This window comes from Synechococcus sp. MU1625 (assembly GCF_020514205.1).
In the GTDB taxonomy this organism is placed as follows: domain Bacteria; phylum Cyanobacteriota; class Cyanobacteriia; order PCC-6307; family Cyanobiaceae; genus Parasynechococcus.
Genome location: NZ_VTLA01000001.1, coordinates 223,670 through 246,656, shown reverse-complemented (window position 1 = coordinate 246,656; position 22,987 = coordinate 223,670). Strand labels below are relative to the sequence as shown.

Here is a 22,987-nt window from a genome sequence, read left to right as displayed (position 1 = left end):
CCATTCTCAAAGACTTTTAAATCGCAGACGACACAGTCATTGCAGCCGCAAAGTACTTAAGACGACTTTTTTGCTGCATTAAGTACTGCCAGATAGAGATCCTCATCGATTTCACGAATGTCGTACTCCGTCGGCTTCACACCGTGATGGTGCTCATGGACGACCATCCAACAGCTGCGCTCCAGCTCTCCGCCAGCTGTCGACGACAGCGCCAAACTCTTCTGGACGAGAGACTCCACCAGCTGTGGATCAGACATCGGCCCTTCTCAGTTCGGCGAACTCTAAAAACCCATTCCGGTTTGCCGCCCCCTGGTGAGAGCACCCAACCGAATCCTTCGGTTTGCCCCCTCGGGCTTCGCATCAATCGCCATACGGTGAACGGAGTTTGAAGCGCATCAGAGATGCAACCCACGGCGGAACAGTTCACTGAAAAAGCCTGGGCCGCCATCGTCGCCGCCCAGCAACTGGCGCAAACCAGCAAACATCAGCACCTTGAAACGGAGCATCTGCTGCTGGCTCTTCTGCAGCAGAACGGTCTGGCTGGCCGAATTCTGACCAAAGCAGGTGTCGACGTCGCCAATTTCCAAGCGTCGGTCGACACCCATCTCAAGCAGCAACCCAGCCTTGGATCTGCACCGGAATCAGTCTTTCTGGGACGTTCCCTGAACAGCTGCCTGGATCGAGCAGAAACAGCCCGTGATGGATTCAGCGACAGCTACATCGCTATTGAACACCTGTTGCTGGCCTTGGCAGACGATGAGCGCTGCGGAAGGCAACTGCTCAGCCAAGCAGGCGTCGATACCACCAAACTCAAAGAAGCCATTACTGCTGTGCGAGGCAACCAGACGGTGACCGATCAGAACCCAGAGGGAACCTATGAATCCCTCGAAAAGTATGGGAGGGACCTGACTGCAGCTGCCCGTGACGGCAAGCTGGACCCGGTGATCGGTCGCGACGAGGAAATCCGGCGCACCATCCAGATCCTCAGCCGACGCACCAAGAACAACCCCGTGCTGATCGGCGAACCGGGGGTTGGAAAAACCGCCATTGTTGAAGGGCTAGCGCAGCGGATCGTCAACGGCGATGTGCCCCAGGCCTTGCAAAACCGTCAGCTCATTGCCCTCGACATGGGTGCCCTGATCGCCGGCGCGAAATACCGCGGTGAGTTCGAGGAACGCCTCAAAGCTGTGCTCAAGGAGGTCACCGCTTCCGAAGGCCAGATCGTGCTGTTCATCGATGAAATCCACACGGTGGTGGGCGCTGGAGCCACCGGCGGGGCCATGGATGCCAGCAATCTGCTCAAGCCAATGCTGGCCCGGGGGGAACTGCGCTGCATTGGCGCCACCACCCTTGACGAGCACCGCCAGCACATCGAAAAAGACCCTGCCCTGGAGCGTCGCTTCCAGCAGGTGCTAGTGGATCAACCCACGGTGGAAGACACCATCTCCATCCTGCGCGGTCTGAAAGAGCGCTATGAGGTGCACCACGGCGTCCGCATTGCCGACAGTGCCCTGGTGGCTGCTGCTGTCTTGAGCAGCCGCTACATCGCTGACCGCTTTTTGCCCGACAAAGCGATCGATCTGGTGGATGAATCCGCCGCGCGCCTGAAGATGGAGATCACCTCCAAACCGGAGGAGATCGATGAAATCGATCGCAAGATCCTGCAGCTGGAGATGGAAAAGCTCTCTCTCGGCCGTGAATCCGACAGTGCCAGCCAGGAACGGCTGCAACGGATCGAACGGGAACTGGCGGAACTGGGCGAACATCAAAGTTCGCTGAATGCCCAGTGGCAGCAGGAGAAAGGCGCCATCGACGAGCTTTCGTCACTTAAGGAAGAGATCGAACGGGTGCAGCTGCAGGTGGAACAAGCCAAGCGAAGCTACGACCTCAACAAAGCGGCGGAACTGGAATACGGCACCCTGGCCTCGCTGCAGAAGCAGTTGCTCGAGCAGGAAGCCCAGATCGCCTCGGAGGAGCCTGGTGAGAAAGGCTTGCTGCGGGAGGAGGTGAGTGAAGACGACATTGCCGAGGTGATCGCCAAGTGGACCGGGATTCCCGTGGCGCGGCTGGTGCAAAGCGAAATGGAGAAGCTGCTGCAGCTGGAGGATGACCTGCATCAGCGGGTGATCGGCCAGAACCAGGCCGTCACCGCGGTGGCGGATGCGATCCAACGCTCCAGGGCAGGCCTGAGCGACCCGAACCGCCCCATCGCCAGCTTCCTCTTTCTCGGCCCCACCGGTGTTGGCAAGACCGAACTCTCCAAAGCACTCGCCAACCGGCTGTTCGACAGCGATGACGCGATGGTGCGCATCGACATGTCGGAGTACATGGAGAAGCACACCGTCAGTCGTTTGATCGGTGCTCCCCCAGGCTATGTGGGTTATGAAGCAGGGGGCCAGCTCACCGAAGCGGTGCGTCGTCGGCCCTACGCCGTGATCCTGTTCGACGAGGTGGAAAAAGCCCACCCCGATGTCTTCAACGTGATGCTGCAAATCCTCGATGACGGCCGCGTCACCGATGGGCAAGGCCGCACCGTGGACTTCACCAACACGGTGCTGATTCTCACCAGCAACATCGGCAGCCAATCGATCCTGGAGCTGGCCGCTGATCCCGAGCAGCATGAAGCGATGGAAGCCAGGGTGAATGAAGCTCTCCGGGCCCATTTCCGGCCGGAATTTCTCAATCGACTGGACGATCAGATCATCTTCCACAGCCTCAGGCGGGAGGAACTGCGCCAGATCGTCACCCTCCAGGTGGAACGCCTGCGCAAGCGGCTGGCTGACCGCAAGCTGGAGCTCAGCCTGAGTGACGGGGCTGCCGACTGGCTCGCCAGTGCCGGATATGACCCTGTGTACGGGGCACGACCGCTGAAACGGGCTGTTCAACGGGAACTTGAGACACCCATTGCCAAGGCGATCCTGGCGGGTCGTTACGGCGAGGGGCAGGCGATCAGCGTGGAGCTGGAGGCTGACCAGTTAGCTCTGCGCTGAGAACCATGGGGGAACCGCGCTGTAATTGGCTGCATTGCTGCTGTTCTCCCGCGCCTCCACGGCATAGCAACAGGTGCGACCGCTATCGCGCTCTTGCAGCAGCTCGTTGGCCCAGGTCCAGATCAAAGCCGCCGTCGCCTCCATTCCCACGTTCTCCATCACGCGGAGATCCAGGGCCCCGAGGTCGTGCAGCCGCTGCCATTCAGCCAGCAGAGGATCATCGGCATTAACCAGAAAGGTGTGGTCAAACTGCTGCCGCAACTGTTGTTCGAAAGGGCGCAGGCTGGAGAAATCAACGACAAAACCGCAGGAATCCAGCTCCGTTGCGGCGAACCAGAGGATGAAACTGCGGCTGTACCCATGCACGAAGCGGCAATGTCCTTCGTGACGCCACTGCCGATGACAGCAGGGATATCCGCTGAAGGCTTTGCTGCAGCTGTAAGGGGTCGGAGAAACGAGCAAGGGGGGGAAACGCGGAATGGAGCACGCTGCGGGAAGATTCAGGCGTTGCCCGAATGTCCGAGGCCTGATGCAGCCCCTCAGCCCCGCCTTCATTGACCAACTCCGTTTTAACGAAGCGGGGCTGATTCCAGCTGTGGCGCAGGACTGGCTGGACGGGGCTGTGCTGATGGTGGCCTGGATGAACCGAGAAGCGATCGAAGCGACCTTGCGCAGCGGTGAAGTGCATTACTGGAGCCGCTCACGCCAGGAGCTCTGGCACAAGGGTGCCACCAGCGGTCACATCCAGACAATGCGTGAGATCCGCTACGACTGCGATGCCGACGTGCTGTTGGTAACGATCGAGCAGACCGGGGATGTGGCATGCCACACCGGTGCCCGCAGCTGTTTCTTCGAGAACAGTGACGAAAGAACTCCTGGTGGAACAGCAGCTCTGCTGCCGCCAACGGATGCCTGCACCGAACTGTTCCGAGTGATCGAGGGAAGACGTGACCAACCGGAGCAGGGCAGTTACACCAACAAGCTGCTGGCGGGGGGAGACAACAGCATCCTCAAGAAGATTGGCGAGGAAAGCGCTGAGTTCGTGATGGCCTGCAAAGACGACAATGCCGACGAGATCGCGGGTGAGGCCGCTGACATCGTCTTCCACATGCAGGTCGCCCTGGCCCATCACGGTGTCAGCTGGAGGAAAGTTCAGGAAGTACTGGCGGCGCGACGGGGTGCCCCGCGCCGGCATTAAGGCAAGCAGGGGCTGTCGCTGCTGATCACCACTTCATCGCCGAGCTCCACCGTGTCCAAGAGCACCCCCATGGTGAGCTGACCGGTGTTGATGCAACCTCCAGTCACCGCCTTGCCGATCCTGGTCTCGTCGTTGGTGCCGTGAATGGCAAAGCTGTACCAGCGAAAGACGCCGTCGTAGGTGTTGAAGCGAAAGGGCTGCTCGGTTGCCGGAACAGGAGCCAGGCTGATGTAGCCGATGCCGTATTCACCGGTTTCCCCATCACCTTTGAAGTCGATGGAATTCATGTTGGTGAAGAGGGTCTCGCGCAGCTCCTCCTCCGTTTTTCCTGATTGCTCCACCAATGAGGGGTCCATCTCGAAGCGGTCGTTGCTGAGGATGGCGTTGACCTGAAACGTTCCGAGCGGAGTGACACCCTCTTCAAAGGTGGTGCCTTCACAGCCAATGCCATGGCGCCCATGGCCGACGGTGAAACGCAAAGGGCCCTCAGCACGATCCAACACACCTTCACTGGCGATGGGATTGCTGCCATTCAGCTGGATCCGAATCGGCTCACGAATCTGTGGATCCTGCAGAGACGAACTGGTGTCAGAACGGCAACCCACAAGGCTGACGAGCACGCCAGCCATCACCAAAGAACGGATCAGATCCATGCATTGACCTCGAATGCGAGCAGCATGCCGCGCCCGGATGTCGACGTCACTCAGGCAAAGCAGATTCGGACGGTTCAATCGACTGTTGAATCGGCTGTTGAATCGTCGACCCGAAGCGGGTCGCCTGCTGCATCACCCACGCAAGGGTGAGGCGATCCCGTTCCGATGGCACCAATACAGGACTCTCCCCCTGGTTTATCGCCAGGGCATCGGTAGGAACAGAACTGTGACCCCAGAGCCCGAAGGCGTGGCCAAGTTCGTGCAGAGCTGTGGCTTGCAAGGCTTCGGCCCGAAGCTCCGGGGAGACCATCACCTTCACCTGGGGCTCCAATCGCCGGCTGCCAAGACGCTGCACGTCAACGATCTGCAGCTGCGTTCGTCCGTTGCTCGCCCGCCATACCCCAGCGACCTGACGCCGCGCCGGACGCTCACGTCGAATCAGCACATTGGCCTGGTCTGGGCTGTCCACCCTCGTGATGGGAACCAGTGCCTTCCAGGTGGTCAACGCCGATGACACCGCCTTCAGCCAGCGTTGGTCCCAACGGTTGGCAGGGGTTGCGTCAGCAGGCTGAATCCAGACGCACCAGTGCTTGAGCACGGGAGGGCCCAGAGGTGTGGTGGCGAGGGAGGAGGCATACCCCGGACGCTGACCAGGAGCCTGGCGTTCCAAGGCAACCTTCAGCGTTCGAATCTGCTCTTGCGGAGGACAGAGGTCGGGTTGCATCAGGCGGCGGGGAGACCAACGCCGCGGGCCATGAGTGTCGCCATCAGAGGAATGCTGGCGAAGCCGACCAATTCAATGTTGATGATCCAGGCCAGACGACCTGCGAGAGCTTCGCTTACTTTCGGCAGCTCGCCCTTGCGCAGTGGAATCGCCCAAAGGATGTAGGTGATCGTGGGATACAGCGACAGCCCCCCCACGGAGAGGTAAAGGCCGACCTTCCACCAGAACAAGGGGTTCTGGGTATAGAACTCGGCACCCTGGCCGAAGTGAATCACCCGCAGAATTCCACTCACCAGCAAAGCCAGGGCAGCGATGCCATAGACGATGTCGGTGATCACCATCGCCGTTGCTTCCTGGCGATTCGGATCGGCTTTGATCAGCTTCCGCTCCAGCACGAGTGCGCCGAAACAGAGCATGAAGCTGAGGTAGTGAACGTAGGCAACGCCAGCGTTTTTGGCGATGTCGGATGTCAGAGCGACGGCCAGGGGCATTGGCGTAGCAACAGAAGGTGCGGCGACCTTAGCCACCCAATTGAATTAACAATGAAAGATTCACTTCATCAACAGGAAGAAAGAGTGTAATAACGCAAAAAGTGTTAATTCGGGAGTCTTTATTATGACCGCCAGAAAAAAACACTTTGGTTCTAGGTTCAATTCAGCCGTATCGTCATGATGACGAGTTCTCTGAGTGCTTTTCTCGGCGAAATTGGTCGCCATCAGCTGCTCACCCCAGAGCAAGAACTGATGATGGGGAGGAAGGTTCAGGCGATGGTTGCCATCACCGAACGCTGTCATCTTGCTGGCGGGAGTGGCCCAGCATGTGAGTACAACGATAAAGAAAAAGGAGTGATTCGCCGTGGAGAACGGGCCAAGAATCAGATGATCACCTCAAACCTTCGCCTGGTTGTCAATCTGGCGAAGCGCTATCAGGGCAAGGGCTTGGATCTTCTTGATCTCATTCAGGAGGGAACACTCGGTCTGACCCGTGCTGTGGAGAAATACGACCCCACCCGCGGCCATCGCTTTTCGACCTATGCCTATTGGTGGATCCGTCAGGGCCTGAACAGGGCGCTCTCCACCCAAAGCCGCACCATTCGCATTCCCGTGAATGTGAACGAAAAGCTCACCAAGCTGCGGGCGGCCAAGGCGCGCTTGATGCAGAGGAATGGCCTGAGCCCTACCGGGGAACAATTGGCGGAGTTCATGGAGATCCCCATCGCTGAAGTGGAAGACCTCCTGGCCTGTGAACTTCGCAGCGTCACCGTCAGCCTGCAGGGGGTTGTGAAATCGAAATCCGATCCCTCAGAGCTGGTGGACGTGCTGCCCAGCGAGGAGCTGCCTCCGATGGAACGGGCCGAAATCGCTGAGCGCACAGCCTCGGTTTGGTCGTTGCTGGCCAAAGCCAATCTCACCCCGAAAGAGCACACCGTCGTGACCTTGCGCTTCGGGCTGGATGGCACCAACGAATGGCGCACCCTTGCAGAAGTGGCTCGCCACATGAACTGTTCACGGGAATATTGCCGTCAGGTGGTGCAGCGGGCCCTGCGCAAACTGCGCAAGACCGGAATTCAGAACGGACTCGTGGAATCCACACTCTGAACATCGGCTCACACAGCTAGCGCTTTGCAGCTGATGTGGTGAGAGTGAAGCAATCTGGCTCCCTCCGCATGACCAACCATGCAGCTCGAACCACCGTTGAAGCCGACGTGCTTGAACGGGAAGTCATCGACGAGAGCCTGCTGCGCCGGCTACTGCAGCGGGCTGGCAGGGGTCTTGCCGCCCCAGCCCTGGAAGCCCTGGAGTTGATGCTTGACCCAGAGACTCCCTCAGCAGCTCGACTGACGATGCTCGCAGCCCTGAGTTATCTGTTGATGCCAGCTGATCTCATTCCCGACCTGCTTCCTGTGGCAGGTTTTAGTGATGATTTGGTCGCGCTCTCAGCGATGGTGGGACTTTGGAGCAATCACGTCACCCCGTCGATCCGGATGCGAGCTCGCCGCAAACTGGATCGATGGTTTCCCCTTGCGCAATGAATCGCTGAACTGAATCGCTGAACTGAGTTGCTGATTGATGACTGGCTGGACCCCTGAATTTGAAGCGGATCTCACCCTGCTGCTGAAGGATTGGTTGAAACACCAGGGGCGTTCGCAGGCCGACCTGCGGCGAAACCTACGCGCCGTGTCGACCCGAATGCCCGCACTGCTGGAGGTGCTGGAACGAGAACACAAACTACGCGGACTGGCCGGACTGGCTGATCGGCTCTGCAGCGTCGAAGCCGAATGGCATGGCCAGCCATCAGCAGACAACAACGGCGTCGCAGCAGCAGAGGTGGATCCTTTCGGTCAACTTGATCTGCTTTTGCAGGAAATTCGAGACGACTGCTCCGATTAACGGACATCACGGGCAAAGTGGTGGCTCAGACATCGCTCCGATGACGCCCACACAACTCCTTAGTGCCTCCTTCTGTTTGACCATGTCGGTGTGCGGCGCATCGTCTGCCCTGGCCCAGACAGAAGGCTGGCTGAGGGGACCTGGCAGCGCAACTGGCAAAGACAGCAAGATCGAGGCCACGAATTGCGTCACTGCAGAAGACGGCTCGATGACCTGTGACACCAAAGTCGTTAACCCGGCCAGCAACACCAAAGCACGGCCCTACTACAACCCCTTCAACGACTGAGACCCGTGAGCGGACCCACCCGATCGAAGAGAACGTTTCTAGGTTTTGTTGATGCTGGTGAGCGCGAGGTCGCCCGACTTCTGACCCTGATCACTTCTGTTGTGATCGCTGCAGCGATCATCCAGCTGATGATTTCTCTGGGCTCCAAGCTGCTGACTGGATCAGCGGCAACGTGGTTAGGCGACGATCTCATCAAGATCCTCGGTGATCTGCTCACCGTTTTGATCGCCCTGGAGGTGCTGCAAAACATCACCAGTTACCTACGCCGCCATGTGGTGCAGATCGAACTGGTCCTGGTGACTGCTCTCACCGCAGTGGCCAGGAAAGTGATCGTGCTGCCTTCCGGTGCTGAAAACAAACCCCAACTTTTGGTTGGTCTAGGGATCGCGGTCGTCTCTCTCTCCGCCGCTTACTGGTTGGTCAAACGTGCCAATGCAACTCCCACCAAAACAAGACTCGGGCGTGGGTCTGCCAGCAAACTTGAGCACCAAGACTGACAACTGAGGGATGTCGGCCAAAGAGGAAGGCCGCCCTTCCCGCTGGAAAGACGGCCTAACTCGCTCGTTTGCGCATTGCAATCGACCTCATATTCAGTGTCTGATGCCTTGGGAAATCTCCTCCAGCAATGGAACTGAGACAGGAAAGGTCGAAGCGTCTGGCTCAAGGCACCCTGGGGCCATGGGGTCCAGGTGTGAAGCAACTCTCCTGCGGGGCACCTCCGAACGATGCAGAGGAGAGTCGACTGGCTTGACGCTCTTCATTGTCGCGCCAGACGAATTGCTTACGAATGGGTGGAAACTGTTGGAGCAGGGGCCAGAAAGTCAGTCTGCTTCTGCGATTTGCTCAGGTGGAGTGTCGGCCGTCATGGGCACCTCCGATCTCGATACACACACTCTCGTCAGCGATGACGGCAACGGCAATCAGCTGTCGTGCTCATTGCCTTTTGGGGCCGGAACACCCCATCGTGGGAATGGCGTGCCTGAACAGACTTAAGGGGCATCCCAGTGCAGGGCCAGCCAGAGCGTTCCAGGATCAGGGTCCGTGCGCTCGACCCGGTGGCGTTGATGGGGCGGGAGTGAAAGATGATCTCCAGGGCTGAGATCCACAATCCGATCGGGGTTCTCCAGCGCAACACAAGCGCTACCCCGCAGGACAAGCACCCATTCGTGTTCGGACTGATCCATCCATTCGTCGCTGGGGGATCGGTAGTCATTCGATGCGATCAGCATCAATCTCCAAGTCTCGGCGGACGCCAGCACCCGCATTGATTCCTCCCCGGGAGGTGGGCAAGGGGTCGCCAGCAGATTGGCGTCCCCCCCCTGCCCATGGTCACGCTCTCCCCAGCGCCGACCAATGTCGAATCCCCAGGATTGGGCCAACTGCACAACCTGATTGTGGTCAGCACAGTCCGCCAGCTTTTGACGACTGCTGGAGTCCTGCTGCACACGCTCCGCAAGGGACTGAAGTTGGGAGATCTTGCTGAGGAAACGGATCAGATCCTGTTCCGCCATGGGGGGACCACACAGCTTCAATAGTGATCCTGACAACAGACCAATTCAGGGATGGGCGCAAAAGTCAGAAGATCCTGACGATCTATTTCATGCCTTCTGCAACCAAGGCTCTCACCATCAGCGATCTGGAAGCAGGCTTCTCCAACTACTGCTTGGCCCTGAGACGCCTTGTCGCGGATGGACGCGACCTAGACGCCATTCGCCGGACTGTCTGCTGGGATTATCTGCACAGACTGCACAGCTCCCTTCCTCAGGATTACCGCTCTCCAGACGAACTGATTCAGCGGTACCTAAGGGAGGCATCACCTGCTCAAGCAGACTGATCGAAGCCACAACATCCCTGTGCTGAGCCATGTCCTGCGCTACTGCATTGGTGCATGTCTGCTGCTGCTGCTGAACCTCGGAACAGCTGAAGCCACTGTCGCTGCCGTTCCAGATGCCCAGCAAGGAGCCGTGTTGTTCGAACAACACTGCGCGGGATGCCACATCAACGGCGGCAACATCATTCGCCGTGGAAAAAACCTGAAGCTGAAGACCCTCGAGCGTGATGACATCGCAACGGTGGACGCCATCGCAGCCATCGCCCGTGAAGGGCGAGGCCAGATGAGCGGATACGCAGACGTTCTCGGGACGGATGGTGATCAGCTTGTGGCGGAATGGATCCTGATGCAGGCTCAGAACGCCTGGACCCAGGGATAAACCTCGAGAGCCGTCCAGATTCCCTGCTTCCAATAAATGTCGTCCTCAACGAGCTTGCGCACGACGGAGATGTCGTCTGCCTCGAAGATTCCGAAAACGTGGGTGCTTCCTTCAGTGGGCCCAAGAGTGACAAGCGTCCCCTGCTCTTTAAGACCCTGAAGGCGAGCGAGGTGTTCATCTCGATAGGGAGCACGCTTCACAAGAGCATCCGTGCAGTAAGTGCCCCACAAGACGAAACGTGCCATAGCAAAAGATGAAATACCGAAGAACTTTTCAGTAGAAAGGATGGCATAACGGATTGAGCAAACGCTATGTTGTGAAGGTTGATTTCTCACGAAAGCGATGCTCACTGGGAGCGACCTTCTCAATAAAGTCAAAGACCTGGGTGATGTCAGTAAGTCTGATCTGGTTCGTGTCTGTGGCTATGTTTCCCACAAAAAGGATGGTGGCGAACGTCTGAATTTCACCGCTTTCTACGAAGCCCTCTTGGATGCCAAAGGCGTCAGTCTTGGTAGCGGCGGTGTTGGCGGTGTCGGCAAAGGTGGCCGCAAGCTCAGCTATGTGGCCACAGTGCAAGGCAACGGCAACTTGCTGATTGGCAAGGCGTATACGGCTCTTCTTGACCTCACGCCTGGAGATGAATTTGAAATCAAACTAGGCCGCAAGCAAATTCGTTTGACGCCTGTTGGTGGGAGTGACGAAGACGAAGAGTGATGCAGCCACAGGTGCTGTGAGCACAAGTGGTCTCTCTGGTCGAGACCTTTTCAACCCCGACCATCGTCGGGGTTTTTTCATGCCATCAGCGTGATGGATGCAACTAAGGCTGATCAGCAGCGACGCGCAATTCAGCGCAAAAACGACCAGCCTCCTGAGCGATTTCGCCAGGAGATGCTGCAGCCATCCTTTTCACAAGCGCACTTCCCACAATCGCTCCGTCGGCACCCCAGCCACGAACCTGGCGCACCTGCTCAGAGCCTGAAATTCCAAAACCAACGGCGACGGGAACGGGTGAGGTTTGTTTCAGTTGCTGGACCAACCCTTCAACTCTGCTTTCCATTTGGGCCCGCTCACCGGTGACACCGGTGACGCTCACCAGATAAGTGAAACCTCGGCTGCATGTCGCAATCCGACCCATTCGATCTTTGGGTGTGGTGGGTGCAACAAGAAGCACGAGATCCAATCCGTATCGCTCTGCAATTGTCGACAACCGCTCCGCCTCTTCGAGAGGTAAATCAGGCACCACAAGCCCCGCCGCACCGGCCTCTGCTGCGGACTGGCAGAACGCCTCCATTCCCACATTCAGCAGCGGATTGGAGTAAGTAAACAGAATAACGGGAATCTGCAATTTCCCTTTTAAGGACCGCAGCATGTCCAGAACCGACTTGGGCGTGGTTCCAGCGGCAAGGGCCCGGGAAGCGGCGGCCTGAATGACCGGTCCATCAGCGAGAGGGTCGCTGTAGGGCATCCCGAGTTCCACCATGTCGGCCCCGGCACTTTGCAGGCTGAGGAGCACTTCAGCGGTCATAGAGAGATCAGGGTCGCCAGCCATCAGGAACGGCATCAGAGCGAGGCGACCGTCCTGCTTCAGCTTCTCAAAGCGCTGGGCGATGGAAGAGGACTGCTGATTGGGCATCTCGGTCAACCGACCAGGAACAAACCTCGAAAGCCTATGAGTCGGCGGGGGCGTCACCGTCCGAAGCAACCGAGGCATCCGCTCCGATCTTGCGCAACAGCGCCTGCTGCTCCTCCTCTGGGAGAGCGTCAAAACGAGCCTGAAGCGCGTCAGCCTCCTGCTTGTCGTACACCTCGCGGTAGCGACGCCGCTGATTCATGTAGGTCATTTGGCCGGTCACAACCCGAAACAGGTAGGAACTCGTCCAGACCACAACGATCACCACCAACAGTGTCTGGGCAGCAATCCCTGCCGAGAAACCTTCAAAGCCCGCAGCTTGAAAGCCCACTTGCCCAACCCCTCCCAGCAGGAGGACGGCGAGTCCGATCAGAAGAACCTTTCCACGCGTCAATTCAGACGTCTCCCTGCCCGCTGAGACGGAAATTGAGGAACGGAGCGAACAGAATCATCCCCGGGAAAAAGAAGAAGACCATCCCATAAATCCCCAGACGCTCCAGCTTGCCCATCTGATGCCAGCGCTGATTCATCCAGGCAAAAAGGGCCAGCGGAATGACCACGAGGTACAGACCGCCCAGCACGACATAGGCCAAAAGAACCAGCAGTGTGTCCTGTGGGACTTGATGGAGCAGGGACGAAAGGTCCAAGGCCTGAGGACAGCTGAGGGAAATCTAAGATGTCTGGGCGGGGGCATGGCGGAATCGGTAGACGCACGCGACTTAAAATCGTTTGGGCCGAAAGGCCTGTGGGGGTTCAAGTCCCCCTGCCCCCACCACCCGCGTTCAAGACGGCAATAACTCGGCGAGCTTGGTGCGGAAATCTCCCTTGGGCATACCGCCCTTCAATTCCCCCTCGATCGAGAAATCGCCATCGGGATCGCTCACCAGCAGGTAGGTCGGCCACCCCATACCCTCCTTGTTGGGGTACTGCTTGAGCAGGATCTTCCTGTATTTGCGGTACATCTCGGTGTCCTGCAGCATCACTGAGATAAAGCTGCAGCCGAGTTCCTCCGCCACTTTTCCGTCGTAATGACTCATGCGGTGACAGGTTCCGCAGTCTTCAGAGCTGAACTTGATCAGGTGCATCGGCGACGGCCCAAGAGAGGATCTCTCCAGCATGGAAAGGAACCAGTCCATTCACAAGTTCCGGCACAAGATGATCACGCCGTTGCAACGTGATGCGGCTGCTGTTGGCTGGCAGGTTGTAGAAAGCTGGCCCGTTCAAGCTGGCGAATGCTTCTAAATGGGCAAGGGCACCCTCTTCATTGAAGACTTGGGCGTAGCTCTCCAAAGCGAAGGGCGCATTAAAAATGCCGGCGCAACCGCAGGAACTCTCTTTTGAGGCCCGCTCGTGAGGTGCCGTATCAGTGCCAAGAAAGAAGCGGGGGTCACCGCTGGTGGCAGCCCGGCGTAGGGCCTGACGGTGACATTCCCGCTTGGCGACGGGAAGGCAGTAGAAGTCACTGCGCAACCCTCCGGCAAACATCGCGTTGCGGTTGATATGCAGATGGTGGGGGGTGATCGTGGCCGCGAGATGGTGATCCGCGGAGCTGACGTACTGCACAGCCTGCTCGGTGGTGATGTGCTCGAACACAACCTTCAGCTCGGGATGACGAACCCTCAGGGGTGCCAAATGGCGTTCAATGAAAACCGCCTCACGGTCAAAAATATCGATATCGGCATCCGTGACCTCTCCATGGATCAGCAACGGCATGCCGATCCGGGCCATCGTCTCCAGCACTGGATCGATCTGCAGCAGATCCGTTACTCCAGCTGCTGAATTGGTGGTTGCGTTGGCGGGATAAAGCTTGGCCGCGGCAAACACTCCCTCTCTAAAGCCAGTCTCGAGCTCGGAGGGATCGATCGAGTCGGTGAGGTAGGCCGTCATCAACGGCGTGAACTCCAGATCAGCGGGACATGCCGCCTGAATACGCGCGCGGTATGCCCGCGCCGAAGCAACGGTTGTCACCGGAGGGCGCAGATTGGGCATCACGATCGCCCGACGAAAACGACGGGCTGTATGGGCCACAACATGCGTGAGCATCTCGCCGTCACGGAGATGCACGTGCCAATCATCCGGAGCGATGATCGAAATCTGATCAGTCATTCAGCGCCAAACCATTGACGGCAAGACGCAAGGCCACGAGGCGATCGGCGCTGATGTGGCTCTTGGGAACACGATCAAGCAGCTTGAGCTTCTGAAGCCGATTTTCTGTACTTCCCGTCGCAACGACCAGGTAAACCCTGCGCCCTTCTTCAATCGCTTCCTTGACCGCATTCTCGAGAGCGATCGCAGCGGTGACCCCGAGGTGGGATACCTCTGAGAGGTCGAAGACGACCGCCTGACAATTGCCGATGGCGTTGTGCTCGCGAGCGATCGCTTTAGCCACACCGAAGATCATTGGGCCGGCGAGCTGAAACAACAGGACCTTGCCGGAGGCCTGATCCAGCAACACCTGCTCCTCTTCAGTCAGCTCCACATCGTCATCTGCTGTGCTGATCGTTTTCACTTTTCTGGACTGCAAAGCGCTCATCCGATCAATGGTGAGGACGTTGGCCACGAAGACGCCAATCCCCACCGCAGTAATCAGATCCACCAACACCGTGAGCGCAATGACGCCGTAGGTGATCACCGCAGCTTTAACCGAAAGGTGATGGGCCCGTTGAAGGAAATCCCAGTCGATGATGTCGATACCCACCTTCAGGGCGATCCCCGCCAGAACAGCAAGGGGGATCGTGGAGGCGAGGGGAGCGGCGGCCAGAACAACCACCACCAAAATCCCCGCTCGGACAATTCCAGAGAGGGCCGAACGTCCGCCAGCCTGAATGTTGACCACGGTGCCCATGGTGGCTCCCGCCCCAGGGAGACCTCCGAAGACACCCGAGGCGATGTTCGCCAGTCCCTGGCCCACCAGTTCCTTGTTCGAGTTGTGCTCGGTGCGGGTGAGGCTGTCGGCCACCACGGAGGTGAGCAGCGCATCGATGCACCCGAGCATGCCCAACACAGCCGCATCAACGAACATCAAGCGCAGCTGCCCTCCAGAGAAGGTGGGCACATGCAGGCTGGGGAGCTCGGCATTGAAGGGCGGAATGGTCTTGAGGCCAGCGTCTTGAAACAAGGTCATCGACAGAACCGTTCCCAAGACCAGAGCCAGTAATTGCGGCGGACAGAAACGCTTGACGTTCGCTGGGGTGAACCAGAGGATCGCGACGGTGATCAAGGCCAGAGCCAGCTCCATCGGCTGCACGCCAGTGATCAACCCGGGCAAATTGGACAAGGTCCCCATGACACCGCCCGATGCGGTCTGACCGAGGAAGGCAGGCAGCTGGAGAATCACCAGGATGGCTCCGATCCCCGACATGAAGCCGGAGATCACCGTGTAGGGCATCTGGGTGACATATCGACCCAGACGGAACACGCCGAAGAGGATCTGAAACAGGCCCGCCAGGATGACCACCGTGAAGGCCATGGCCATGGCGGTTTCCTTGTCCGGAGCCGTGGCGGTGAAGCTCAGGATTACAGATGTAAACACCACGGTCATCGGACCAGTGGGTTCAGAGATCAAGGTGGGTGTGCCGCCGAAGACGGCGGCCACCAAGCCGATGATCACAGCTCCCCAAAGTCCCGGTGCTGGGTCGCCCGTTGCGGCGACCCCGAAGGCCAGGGCCATCGGAAGGGCAATCACCGCGGCGGTGACGCCACCGAAGGCGTCACCGCGCAGATTGCTTGTGGAAATCCGATTCAACATAAGTTCTGGCACTGAACCGCAGCGCCTGACATTAAGTGGAGTCACGACAAAGCAGAATCCCCACACACAACTGATCCCTCCCCATGCCTGAATTTGTCCAGGCCACGATCGAAGTGCTGCTGGGGATCGGGCTGCTGTTCGGTGGCGGAGAGCTGTTCGTTCAGGGGGCCGTCGCCATGGCGGTGATCTTCGGCATTCCCCAGCTCGTGATCGGGCTCACAGTGGTTTCACTGGGCACCAGCGCGCCAGAACTGTTCGTCAGCCTCAGTTCAGTGCTGCAAGGGGCTGACGCTCTCGCCGTCAGCAATGTGGTGGGCAGCAACATCTTCAACGTGATGGTGGTGCTGGGCAGCAGCGCCCTTGTTCTGCCGTTGCGTGTCGAAAGCCGACTGGTGCGGCGGGACGTCCCCCTGATGATTGCGATCTCAGCGGCGGTTTGGGGCATGGCCTCCGCAGGACGGGTCACCTGGCAAGCGGGCCTGGCGTTGCTGTTGGGACTCTTAATCAACACCATCTGGGAGATCCGCACCGCCCGTGAACAACCGGACGACAGCGGTAGCGCTGAACCCGACATCGAAGAGGACGCGGCGAGCGGCGGTTGGACCCTGGCCGTCCTGCGACTGCTCGGGGGCATTGGCATCCTCACCATCGGATCACGGGTGCTGGTAAGCGGAGCCACGTCAGCCGCCACTTACCTGGGAGTCAGTGAGGCGGTGATCGGTCTGACGATCGTTTCAGCCGGAACCTCGATGCCGGAATTGATCACCTCCCTCGTTGCCGCCCTGCGGGGGCGCACCGATCTAGCGATCGGCAATGTGGTGGGCAGCTGCTTGCTGAACCTGCTGCTGGTGCTGGGAGGAGGAGCATTGGCCGCCGCTGGCCGTGGGCTGGAGGTCAGCCCCGAATTGATTCAGGACGACCTGCCAGTGATGTTGCTAACGAGCCTGGCCTGCATGCCGATCTTCTGGACGCGCGGACGGATCAGCCGACTGGAAGGAGGGCTGTTGCTGGGTTTGTACATTCTCTACATCGTTGACAACGTTCTACCGAGAACAACTCTTGCCAGTTGGTCGGATGAATTTCGGCTGTTGATGCTCTGTCTTGTGCTGCCGGTTGTGATGATCGTGATCATGACCCAGGCCTTGGTGTTCTGGAGAACGAGGACTTAGCGGCATCCGAGTGCTCCCCGTGATGAGACGGATGGAGTTGTATTTCCTCATCCAGGGATGACCGCCTGATTAGCCGTGTTCATCCTTGAGGCAGATGATGCTCGGCTTGCCGATGCTTGAGCTGCTTCCCCCGCTCAACGACAAGAATCTTCCCTGGATCGACGTCATCCATCCCATCGTTGTTCACTTCGTGATCGCGATGGCATTGATCACGGTCGTGTTCGACGTCATTGGTGTGATCAGCGGCAAGAAGAACCTGTTTGAGGTGAGCTTCTGGAACTTGATCGTCGCCACCGTTGCGATCTTCGTGGCCATCATCTTCGGCCAGGTGGAAGCCGGTCTCGCCAATCCCTATGGCGCGTCACGGGACATCCTCAACATCCACAGCACCATCGGCTGGTCCCTCGCGGGTGTGCTCGCCCTGCTTACAAGCTGGCGCTACGTCGCCCGGCAAAAAGACCCAGCGATCTTGCCCAGGGGCTTTCTCATCTTTGACGTCGTGCTGGCGGGTCTCGTGATCACGCAGGTGTACCTCGGAGACAAGCTGGTCTGGGTTTACGGGCTGCATACGGTCCCCGTGGTTGAAGCCATCCGTCAGGGAGTGGTCTCGTGACGCTCTTCGCCGCGATCGCATCGCCGATCAACGACATTGCCGACTCCCTCGGCGCCAACAACCTTCCCTACGCGATTCCGCTGCACCCCAACCTGGTGCATCTGACCATCGGGTTGTTTGCGATCGCCATCGCCTTCGACTTCGCCGGTGCGTTCTACCCGTTGGAAAAACGGGTGTTCCGCTTTCTGGCTCTACCAGTCACCCGCAGCGGCTTCCACGACGTGGGCTGGTACAACCTCGTGGCCTGCAGCGGCATCAGCTTCTTCACCGTGGCAGCAGGGTTCTACGAAATGCTGTTGGCGGTTCCATTACCGGGCATTCGCAGCATCCTCGGCCAGACCGCCATCGACACGATGCTCTGGCATGCCATCGGTGGCGTCGCGATTCTGCTGGTGATCGTGGCCATGACCATCTGGCGGGGTTACCAACGTTTTGTTTGGCGCAAGGACTTGGGCCGTCAGGTGACCTGGCTGTATCTGCTTTGCGGCACCGCCATGCTGCTGGTCATGGGCCTGCACGGAAGCCTTGGCGCCTGGTTGGCCAGTGACTTCGGGGTGCACATCACCGCAGACCAGTTACTGGCCTCCGGTGCCGATCTGCAGGAGGCATTGCCATGACCACCACCGCCCCCAAAAACGGCCCGAACATCGGCGCCATCGTGATCATCAGCATCGCTGTTGCGATCAATCTTGTGATCGCCAAACTGATGGCGACATGGTCCTACAGCTGGTTCCCACCGCAGGCCTCCAGCGCAGCGTCCTACGTCGACGATCTATTCGCCCTGGAGACCGGCATCGGCTCCTTCATTTTCTTTGGCTGCACCGGTGTCATGGGCTGGGTTCTGTTGTTCAACAGAGCCGGCAAATACGACGAGAGCGACGGGGCGCCGATTGAGGGCAATACCAAACTCGAGATCATCTGGACGATCATTCCGCTGGTGACGGTCTTCGTGATCGCCACCTACACGATGAACGTGAACATGAAGCTTCAGACCCTTGGTCCGAAGCAGAAGTACGCCATCGGCACCGATCCCACCGCCCTCATTGCAGTCGATCCCACCGCGGACATCGGACCAATCGATGTGATTGCCCGCCAGTGGAGCTGGGAGTTCGTCTACCCCAGCGGCGTGCGCAGTTCGGAACTGCACATCCCAGTGGATCAACGGGTGAATCTCCGGCTGATCTCAGAAGACGTGCTGCACAGTTTCTTTGTGCCGGCCTTTCGACTGAAGCAAGACATCATCCCCGGCAGCATCATTTCCTACAGCCTCACGCCTACCAAGGAGGGGAGGTTCCGGTTGAGGGACGCCATGTTCAGCGGCGCCTACTTCTCCCAGAACCAGACAGACGTGATCGTCGAATCCGAGCAGGCCTACGACGGCTGGCTGAAAGCCACAGCCCAAAAGCCACTACAACCCGGCCTCGATCCAGGGCGACCGCTGTACGACCGACGTCTCAGTCGAGGAGACAAGGGCTGGGCAACGGTACCCCCCGCTCCCGCCCCGATGGTGAACGACCCCGGCGATCCCTCCATCCCCCACGACGCCTGAGACGCGCCATGACATCCACGAACTACGACCCGCGCATCCTCAAGGCTCCCCACCCCGTCCCGGGGGCCCCGGATAACTGGAAGCGCTTCTTCAGCTTCAACACCGATGCCAAGGTGATCGGCATCCAATACATCGCCACGTCGTTGTTCTTCCTCTTGGTGGGAGGACTGCTGGCGATGATCGTGCGGGGTGAACTGATCACACCGCCAGCGGATCTGGTGGATCCGAGCGTTTACAACGGCCTGTACACCATGCACGGAACAGTGATGCTGTTCCTGTTCCTTTTTCCGATCCTCAATGGCTTCAACAACCTGTTGATCCCCACGATGATCGGCGCGCCAGACATGGCGTTCCCGAAGCTCAATGCTGCCGCGTTCTGGTTGGTGCCCGTGTTCGCCGCGGTGTTGATGGGCAGCTTCTTCGCACCCGGTGGGCCGGCGTCATCGGGATGGTGGTCATACCCACCGATGAGTCTGCAGAACCCTCTGGGGCACTTCATCAATGGTGAATTCCTCTGGATCCTTGCTGTGGCCCTATCGGGCATCTCCTCGATCATGGGTGCCGTCAATTTCGTGACGACGATCATCCGGATGCGGGCTCCAGGCATGGGCTTTTTCAAGATGCCGGTGTTTGTTTGGACCGCTTGGGCCGCCCAGACCATCCAACTGGTGGGGCTGCCGGCGCTCACCGGAGGTGCGGTGATGCTGCTGTTCGACCTCAGCTTCGGCACCAGCTTTTTCCGGCCTGAAGGCGGCGGTGATCCGGTGTTGTTTCAACACTTCTTCTGGTTCTATTCCCACCCAGCCGTGTACGTGCTGGTGTTGCCAGTGTTCGGCATCTTCTCCGAACTCTTCCCGGTGTATGCCCGCAAGCCACTGTTCGGCTATCGATTCGTGGCGATCGCCTCCTTCGGCATCACCTTCCTCAGCCTGATCGTGTGGGCCCACCACATGTTCTATACCGGCACGCCGAACTGGATGCGCCATATCTTCATGTTCACCACGATGCTGATCGCCGTTCCCACAGGGGTAAAGGTGTTCGCCTGGCTGGGAACGCTCTGGCAGGGCAATCTGCGCCTGAACACGCCGATGCTGTTCTGCCTGGGTGGCTTGTTTAATTTCATCTTCGCCGGGATCACCGGCGTGATGCTGGCCACCGTGCCGATCGACATTCACGTGGGGAACACCTACTTCGTGGTGGCCCACTTCCATTATGTGATCTTCAACACGATCGGCTTCGGTGTGTTCGCCGGGATTTACCACTGGTTCCCCAAATTCACGGGCCGGATGTATTACGAGGGGCTCGGCAAAGTTCACTTCGTACTCACCTTCATCGGTGCCACGCTCAACTGGCTGCCCCTGCACTGGGCTGGGTTGCTGGGGATGCCGCGCCGGGTCGCCTCCTATGACCCTGAATTCGCCATCTGGAATGTGATCGCCAGCATCGGTGCCTTCATGCTCGGCGTCGCCTCGATCCCCTTCATTCTCAACATGGTGAGCTCCTGGGCCCGGGGGCCGCAGGCTCCCCCCAACCCCTGGCGGGCCATCGGCCTGGAGTGGCTGCTGCCCTCGCCGCCACCGGCTGAAAACTTCGAGGACGACATCCCCACCGTGATCAGCGAGCCCTACGGCTATGGCCTGGGCCACCCCCTCGTAGAAGACGAGGAGTTCTACGTGCGCCGTTCCCAGGAGGCCTGAACCGATGACCAGCGTCAATCCCGACCTGCAGCTCAATCACACACCCGGGCATGTGAAGCACGACGGCCACAACATGACCGGCTTTGTGATTTTCCTCTGCTCTGAGAGCGTCATCTTCCTCGCCTTCTTCGCCGGCTACGCGGTGCTGAAGCTCACAGCTCCGCAGTGGCTACCGGACGGCGTCGAGGGGCTGGAGGTGCGCATGCCCCTGATCAACAGCGTGGTCTTGGTGAGCTCAAGTTTCGTGGCCTATGCCGCCGAGCGATATCTGCACAAGGGCAACCTCTGGGGCTTCCGCGCGGTCTGGCTGCTCACCATGGCCATGGGCTCCTACTTCGTTTACGGCCAATACCTCGAATGGTCGGAGCTCAGCTTCAGCCTCAGCACCGGTGTGTTCGGAGGATTGTTCTATTTGCTGACGGGCTTTCACGGTCTGCACGTGATCACTGGGATCCTGCTGATGGGACTGATGTTGGCGCGTTCTTTCGTCCCAGGGAACTACGACAAAGGCGAGATGGGCGTGGCTGCAGTGAGCCTGTTCTGGCACTTCGTTGATGTGATCTGGATCCTTCTTTTCCTTCTGATCTACGTCTGGCAGTAATTCCATGATCATCGACGACCGCCACTACGACGTCATCGTTATCGGCAGCGGTGCCGGAGGAGGCACCCTGGCCGGAGCCCTGAGCCGACGCGGCAAGAACGTGCTCGTGCTGGAGCGCGGCGGGGCAATGGCCCTCGAAGACCAGAACGTCGCCGACGTGGATTTATTCCGCAAGGATCGATATCACCCCAAGAGTGAGCGCTGGTTCGGACCCGACGGCGATCCCTTTGCACCGCAAACCACCTATGCACGGGGAGGAAACACCAAGATCTGGGGCGCGGTGCTGGAACGCATGCGCGAACAAGATTTCGGTGAGGTGGCGCTCCAGGACGGAGTATCGCCGGCGTGGCCCCTGGATTACTCCGAACTGGAGCCGTACTACGAGCAGGCCGAGACCCTGTACAGGGTTCACGGCAAAGCAGGCATTGACCCCTGCGAGCCCCAGCGAAGCACGGGCTATGAACGTGCGCCGAAGCCGGTGGAACCCTTTCTGGAACCCCTTCGTTCCTCTCTCCAACGCCAAGGCTGTCAGCCCTACGACATGCCGATCAGCTGGTCAGACGACCGGGACGATCCCAGCGGCGATTCCCAGTTGTTTGGTCTGCAGGTGGGTGATCCCGAACGGCTCACCGTGCGTGACAACGCCCGGGTACTGCGCCTGCATGTGAATCCAGGTGGCAGAGCCATCCGAGGCGTGGAAGCTGAGGTCAACGGCGATTCATGGCTGTTCAGTGCCGATGTCGTGGTCATTGCCGCCGGTGCCATCAACACGCCGGCCATCCTGATGCGCTCGGACAATGCTCACCATCCCAAGGGCATCAGCAACGGATCGGATCAGGTGGGGCGGAATCTGATGAATCTGCAGCTCACCTCGATCCTGCAGCTAGCCACAGAACCCAACAGCGGCCGCTACGGGCGCTCGCTGGGGATCAACGACTACTACTGGGGAGACAAGAACGTCAGTTTTCCGCTAGGGCACATTCAGGCCGCCGGTGGCGTTCTGCAGGACGCGTTGTTCGCCGAGTCACCACCGGTGCTGTCCCTGGTGACCAAACTGATCCCAGACTTCGGGCTCGAGCGGCTGGCCTCCCGCTCTGTGGCCTGGTGGGCCATGACGGAGGTGCGTCCGGATCCCCACAACAAGGTGTGGCTCAACAACGAACAGATCCGGATCAACTACATCCCCAACAACCGGGAAGCCCATGATCGCCTCGTTTACCGCTGGATCGACACGCTGAAAGCCGTAGAGAACGATCCGGTGACCAAAGTCGTTTTAAAGGCACCCACCCATGCGCGAGGAGAAGCCCCCTTGAGTGTCGTGGGCTACAGCTGCGGCACGTGTCGCATGGGCGAGGACCCATCCAACTCGGTGGTGGATCCCAACGGCAAATGCCATGAACTGGAGAACCTCTACATCGCCGACAGCAGCATTTTTCCTAGTTGCCCAAGCATTGGTCCCGGGCTCACGGTGCTCGCGCTGGCTCTGCGGCTGGCCAATCACCTGGCCTGATTAGGGCACTGTTGTTAAG

At 59.0% G+C, this 22,987-nt stretch carries 30 protein-coding genes and 1 tRNA gene; 18 read left to right on the top strand and 13 right to left on the bottom strand.

The window, feature by feature from the left end:
- Positions 1–56: 56 nt before the first annotated feature.
- Complete coding sequence (locus FZX13_RS01435) at positions 57–257, bottom strand: hypothetical protein (RefSeq protein WP_226406607.1); 201 nt, start codon at positions 255–257, stop codon at positions 57–59.
- Between the two features lie 144 nt (positions 258–401).
- Between FZX13_RS01435 and clpB the strand changes: the two genes are divergently transcribed.
- A complete protein-coding gene (gene clpB, locus FZX13_RS01430; protein WP_226406605.1) occupies positions 402–2,990 on the top strand; it encodes an ATP-dependent chaperone ClpB in 2,589 nt (862 codons plus the stop codon).
- On the opposite strand, the gene FZX13_RS01425 is transcribed toward clpB, so the two are convergent.
- The gene (locus FZX13_RS01425; protein WP_226406603.1) at positions 2,976–3,452 is read right to left on the bottom strand and encodes a 6-carboxytetrahydropterin synthase; all 477 of its coding nucleotides are present in this window, start codon (positions 3,450–3,452) and stop codon (positions 2,976–2,978) included. The two genes, clpB and FZX13_RS01425, sit on opposite strands and share 15 nt — an antisense overlap.
- A 67-nt stretch (positions 3,453–3,519) precedes the next feature.
- Between FZX13_RS01425 and hisIE the strand changes: the two genes are divergently transcribed.
- Positions 3,520–4,188, top strand: a complete 669-nt coding sequence (gene hisIE, locus FZX13_RS01420; protein WP_226406601.1) for a bifunctional phosphoribosyl-AMP cyclohydrolase/phosphoribosyl-ATP diphosphatase HisIE — start codon at positions 3,520–3,522, stop codon at positions 4,186–4,188.
- Here the strand turns inward: hisIE and FZX13_RS01415 are convergent.
- Genes FZX13_RS01415 through FZX13_RS01405 form a run of 3 tightly spaced genes read right to left on the bottom strand, consistent with a single transcriptional unit; the run spans position 4,185 to position 6,056 of the window.
- Positions 4,185–4,841 carry a L,D-transpeptidase gene (locus FZX13_RS01415; protein WP_226406599.1) on the bottom strand — a complete coding sequence of 219 codons (657 nt, stop codon included), beginning with the start codon at positions 4,839–4,841 and terminating at the stop codon, positions 4,185–4,187. The two genes, hisIE and FZX13_RS01415, sit on opposite strands and share 4 nt — an antisense overlap.
- Positions 4,842–4,887: 46 nt before the next feature.
- Complete coding sequence (locus FZX13_RS01410; protein WP_226406597.1) at positions 4,888–5,565, bottom strand: peptidase; 678 nt, start codon at positions 5,563–5,565, stop codon at positions 4,888–4,890.
- Positions 5,565–6,056, bottom strand: coding sequence for a DUF2214 family protein (locus tag FZX13_RS01405; protein ID WP_115093628.1), 492 nt, complete (start codon positions 6,054–6,056; stop codon positions 5,565–5,567). The genes FZX13_RS01410 and FZX13_RS01405 overlap by 1 nt, the downstream gene beginning before the upstream one ends.
- 180 nt (positions 6,057–6,236) lie before the next feature.
- Here FZX13_RS01405 and FZX13_RS01400 point away from each other — a divergent pair, with 180 nt between their 5' ends.
- From FZX13_RS01400 to FZX13_RS01380, 5 genes are all read left to right on the top strand, one after another.
- Positions 6,237–7,163: a sigma-70 family RNA polymerase sigma factor gene (locus FZX13_RS01400; RefSeq protein WP_226406595.1), complete on the top strand. Its 927-nt coding sequence runs from the start codon at positions 6,237–6,239 to the stop codon at positions 7,161–7,163.
- Positions 7,164–7,231: 68 nt separating this feature from the next.
- Positions 7,232–7,597, top strand: a complete 366-nt coding sequence (locus tag FZX13_RS01395; protein WP_226406593.1) for a YkvA family protein — start codon at positions 7,232–7,234, stop codon at positions 7,595–7,597.
- Positions 7,598–7,634: 37 nt separating this feature from the next.
- Positions 7,635–7,955: a hypothetical protein gene (locus tag FZX13_RS01390; RefSeq protein WP_226406591.1), complete on the top strand. Its 321-nt coding sequence runs from the start codon at positions 7,635–7,637 to the stop codon at positions 7,953–7,955.
- 40 nt (positions 7,956–7,995) lie between these two features.
- Entirely contained in the window at positions 7,996–8,241 is a 246-nt protein-coding gene (locus tag FZX13_RS01385; protein ID WP_115023549.1) for a hypothetical protein, read from the top strand.
- 5 nt (positions 8,242–8,246) lie between these two features.
- A complete protein-coding gene (locus FZX13_RS01380; protein ID WP_115023551.1) occupies positions 8,247–8,738 on the top strand; it encodes a phosphate-starvation-inducible PsiE family protein in 492 nt (163 codons plus the stop codon).
- Between the two features lie 492 nt (positions 8,739–9,230).
- Here FZX13_RS01380 and FZX13_RS01375 read toward each other — a convergent pair whose 3' ends face one another.
- Positions 9,231–9,752: a Nif11 domain/cupin domain-containing protein gene (locus FZX13_RS01375; RefSeq protein WP_226398432.1), complete on the bottom strand. Its 522-nt coding sequence runs from the start codon at positions 9,750–9,752 to the stop codon at positions 9,231–9,233.
- 89 nt (positions 9,753–9,841) lie between these two features.
- Between FZX13_RS01375 and FZX13_RS01370 the strand changes: the two genes are divergently transcribed.
- Together FZX13_RS01370 and FZX13_RS01365 are read left to right on the top strand one after the other, a co-directional pair.
- The gene (locus FZX13_RS01370; protein ID WP_226406589.1) at positions 9,842–10,075 is read left to right on the top strand and encodes a DUF3136 domain-containing protein; all 234 of its coding nucleotides are present in this window, start codon (positions 9,842–9,844) and stop codon (positions 10,073–10,075) included.
- A 19-nt stretch (positions 10,076–10,094) separates the two neighbouring features.
- Positions 10,095–10,451 (top strand): c-type cytochrome, encoded by a 357-nt coding sequence (locus tag FZX13_RS01365; RefSeq protein ID WP_226406587.1) that lies wholly within the window; start codon positions 10,095–10,097, stop codon positions 10,449–10,451.
- Here the strand turns inward: FZX13_RS01365 and FZX13_RS01360 are convergent.
- Positions 10,427–10,696 carry a YciI family protein gene (locus tag FZX13_RS01360; protein ID WP_226406585.1) on the bottom strand — a complete coding sequence of 90 codons (270 nt, stop codon included), beginning with the start codon at positions 10,694–10,696 and terminating at the stop codon, positions 10,427–10,429. The genes FZX13_RS01365 and FZX13_RS01360 overlap by 25 nt on opposite strands.
- Positions 10,697–10,793: 97 nt before the next feature.
- Between FZX13_RS01360 and FZX13_RS01355 the strand changes: the two genes are divergently transcribed.
- Positions 10,794–11,165, top strand: a complete 372-nt coding sequence (locus tag FZX13_RS01355) for an AbrB family transcriptional regulator (protein WP_226406583.1) — start codon at positions 10,794–10,796, stop codon at positions 11,163–11,165.
- A 103-nt stretch (positions 11,166–11,268) separates the two neighbouring features.
- Here FZX13_RS01355 and trpA read toward each other — a convergent pair whose 3' ends face one another.
- The 3 genes from trpA to FZX13_RS01340 are packed head-to-tail and all read right to left on the bottom strand — an operon-like array spanning position 11,269 to position 12,728.
- Positions 11,269–12,084, bottom strand: a complete 816-nt coding sequence (gene trpA / locus FZX13_RS01350) for a tryptophan synthase subunit alpha (RefSeq protein WP_226406581.1) — start codon at positions 12,082–12,084, stop codon at positions 11,269–11,271.
- A 34-nt stretch (positions 12,085–12,118) separates the two neighbouring features.
- A complete protein-coding gene (locus FZX13_RS01345) occupies positions 12,119–12,475 on the bottom strand; it encodes a DUF3007 family protein (protein WP_115023559.1) in 357 nt (118 codons plus the stop codon).
- Between the two features lies 1 nt (position 12,476).
- Positions 12,477–12,728, bottom strand: coding sequence for an NAD(P)H-quinone oxidoreductase subunit L (locus FZX13_RS01340; RefSeq protein ID WP_115023561.1), 252 nt, complete (start codon positions 12,726–12,728; stop codon positions 12,477–12,479).
- Positions 12,729–12,767: 39 nt separating this feature from the next.
- Here FZX13_RS01340 and FZX13_RS01335 point away from each other — a divergent pair.
- Positions 12,768–12,856 (top strand) — tRNA-Leu (locus FZX13_RS01335).
- A 7-nt stretch (positions 12,857–12,863) separates the two neighbouring features.
- Here FZX13_RS01335 and FZX13_RS01330 read toward each other — a convergent pair.
- From FZX13_RS01330 to FZX13_RS01320, 3 genes are read right to left on the bottom strand one after another with little or no spacing between them, the layout of a single operon-like run.
- On the bottom strand, positions 12,864–13,166 hold the full coding sequence (locus tag FZX13_RS01330) for a thioredoxin family protein (protein ID WP_166016721.1): 303 nt from the start codon (positions 13,164–13,166) through the stop codon (positions 12,864–12,866).
- Entirely contained in the window at positions 13,141–14,187 is a 1,047-nt protein-coding gene (gene pyrC, locus FZX13_RS01325; RefSeq protein WP_226398425.1) for a dihydroorotase, read from the bottom strand. Before pyrC ends, FZX13_RS01330 begins: the two co-directional genes overlap by 26 nt.
- On the bottom strand, positions 14,180–15,829 hold the full coding sequence (locus FZX13_RS01320) for a SulP family inorganic anion transporter (protein WP_226406579.1): 1,650 nt from the start codon (positions 15,827–15,829) through the stop codon (positions 14,180–14,182). The genes pyrC and FZX13_RS01320 overlap by 8 nt, the downstream gene beginning before the upstream one ends.
- Before the next feature lie 83 nt (positions 15,830–15,912).
- On the opposite strand from FZX13_RS01320, the gene FZX13_RS01315 reads away from it, so the two are divergent.
- The 7 genes from FZX13_RS01315 to FZX13_RS01285 all read left to right on the top strand — a co-directional run bounded on the left by FZX13_RS01315 (position 15,913) and on the right by FZX13_RS01285 (position 22,968).
- Positions 15,913–16,998: a calcium/sodium antiporter gene (locus FZX13_RS01315; protein WP_226406577.1), complete on the top strand. Its 1,086-nt coding sequence runs from the start codon at positions 15,913–15,915 to the stop codon at positions 16,996–16,998.
- 112 nt (positions 16,999–17,110) lie between these two features.
- Positions 17,111–17,611, top strand: coding sequence for a DUF2231 domain-containing protein (locus FZX13_RS01310; protein WP_115024278.1), 501 nt, complete (start codon positions 17,111–17,113; stop codon positions 17,609–17,611).
- Positions 17,608–18,228: a DUF2231 domain-containing protein gene (locus tag FZX13_RS01305; protein ID WP_166016724.1), complete on the top strand. Its 621-nt coding sequence runs from the start codon at positions 17,608–17,610 to the stop codon at positions 18,226–18,228. The genes FZX13_RS01310 and FZX13_RS01305 overlap by 4 nt, the downstream gene beginning before the upstream one ends.
- On the top strand, positions 18,225–19,160 hold the full coding sequence (locus tag FZX13_RS01300) for a cytochrome c oxidase subunit II (RefSeq protein WP_115023573.1): 936 nt from the start codon (positions 18,225–18,227) through the stop codon (positions 19,158–19,160). The genes FZX13_RS01305 and FZX13_RS01300 overlap by 4 nt, the downstream gene beginning before the upstream one ends.
- Before the next feature lie 8 nt (positions 19,161–19,168).
- Positions 19,169–20,857, top strand: a complete 1,689-nt coding sequence (locus tag FZX13_RS01295) for a cbb3-type cytochrome c oxidase subunit I (RefSeq protein ID WP_226397915.1) — start codon at positions 19,169–19,171, stop codon at positions 20,855–20,857.
- 4 nt (positions 20,858–20,861) lie between these two features.
- A complete protein-coding gene (locus FZX13_RS01290) occupies positions 20,862–21,458 on the top strand; it encodes a heme-copper oxidase subunit III (protein WP_226397780.1) in 597 nt (198 codons plus the stop codon).
- 4 nt (positions 21,459–21,462) lie between these two features.
- A complete protein-coding gene (locus FZX13_RS01285) occupies positions 21,463–22,968 on the top strand; it encodes a GMC oxidoreductase (RefSeq protein ID WP_226406575.1) in 1,506 nt (501 codons plus the stop codon).
- Positions 22,969–22,987: the final 19 nt, after the last annotated feature.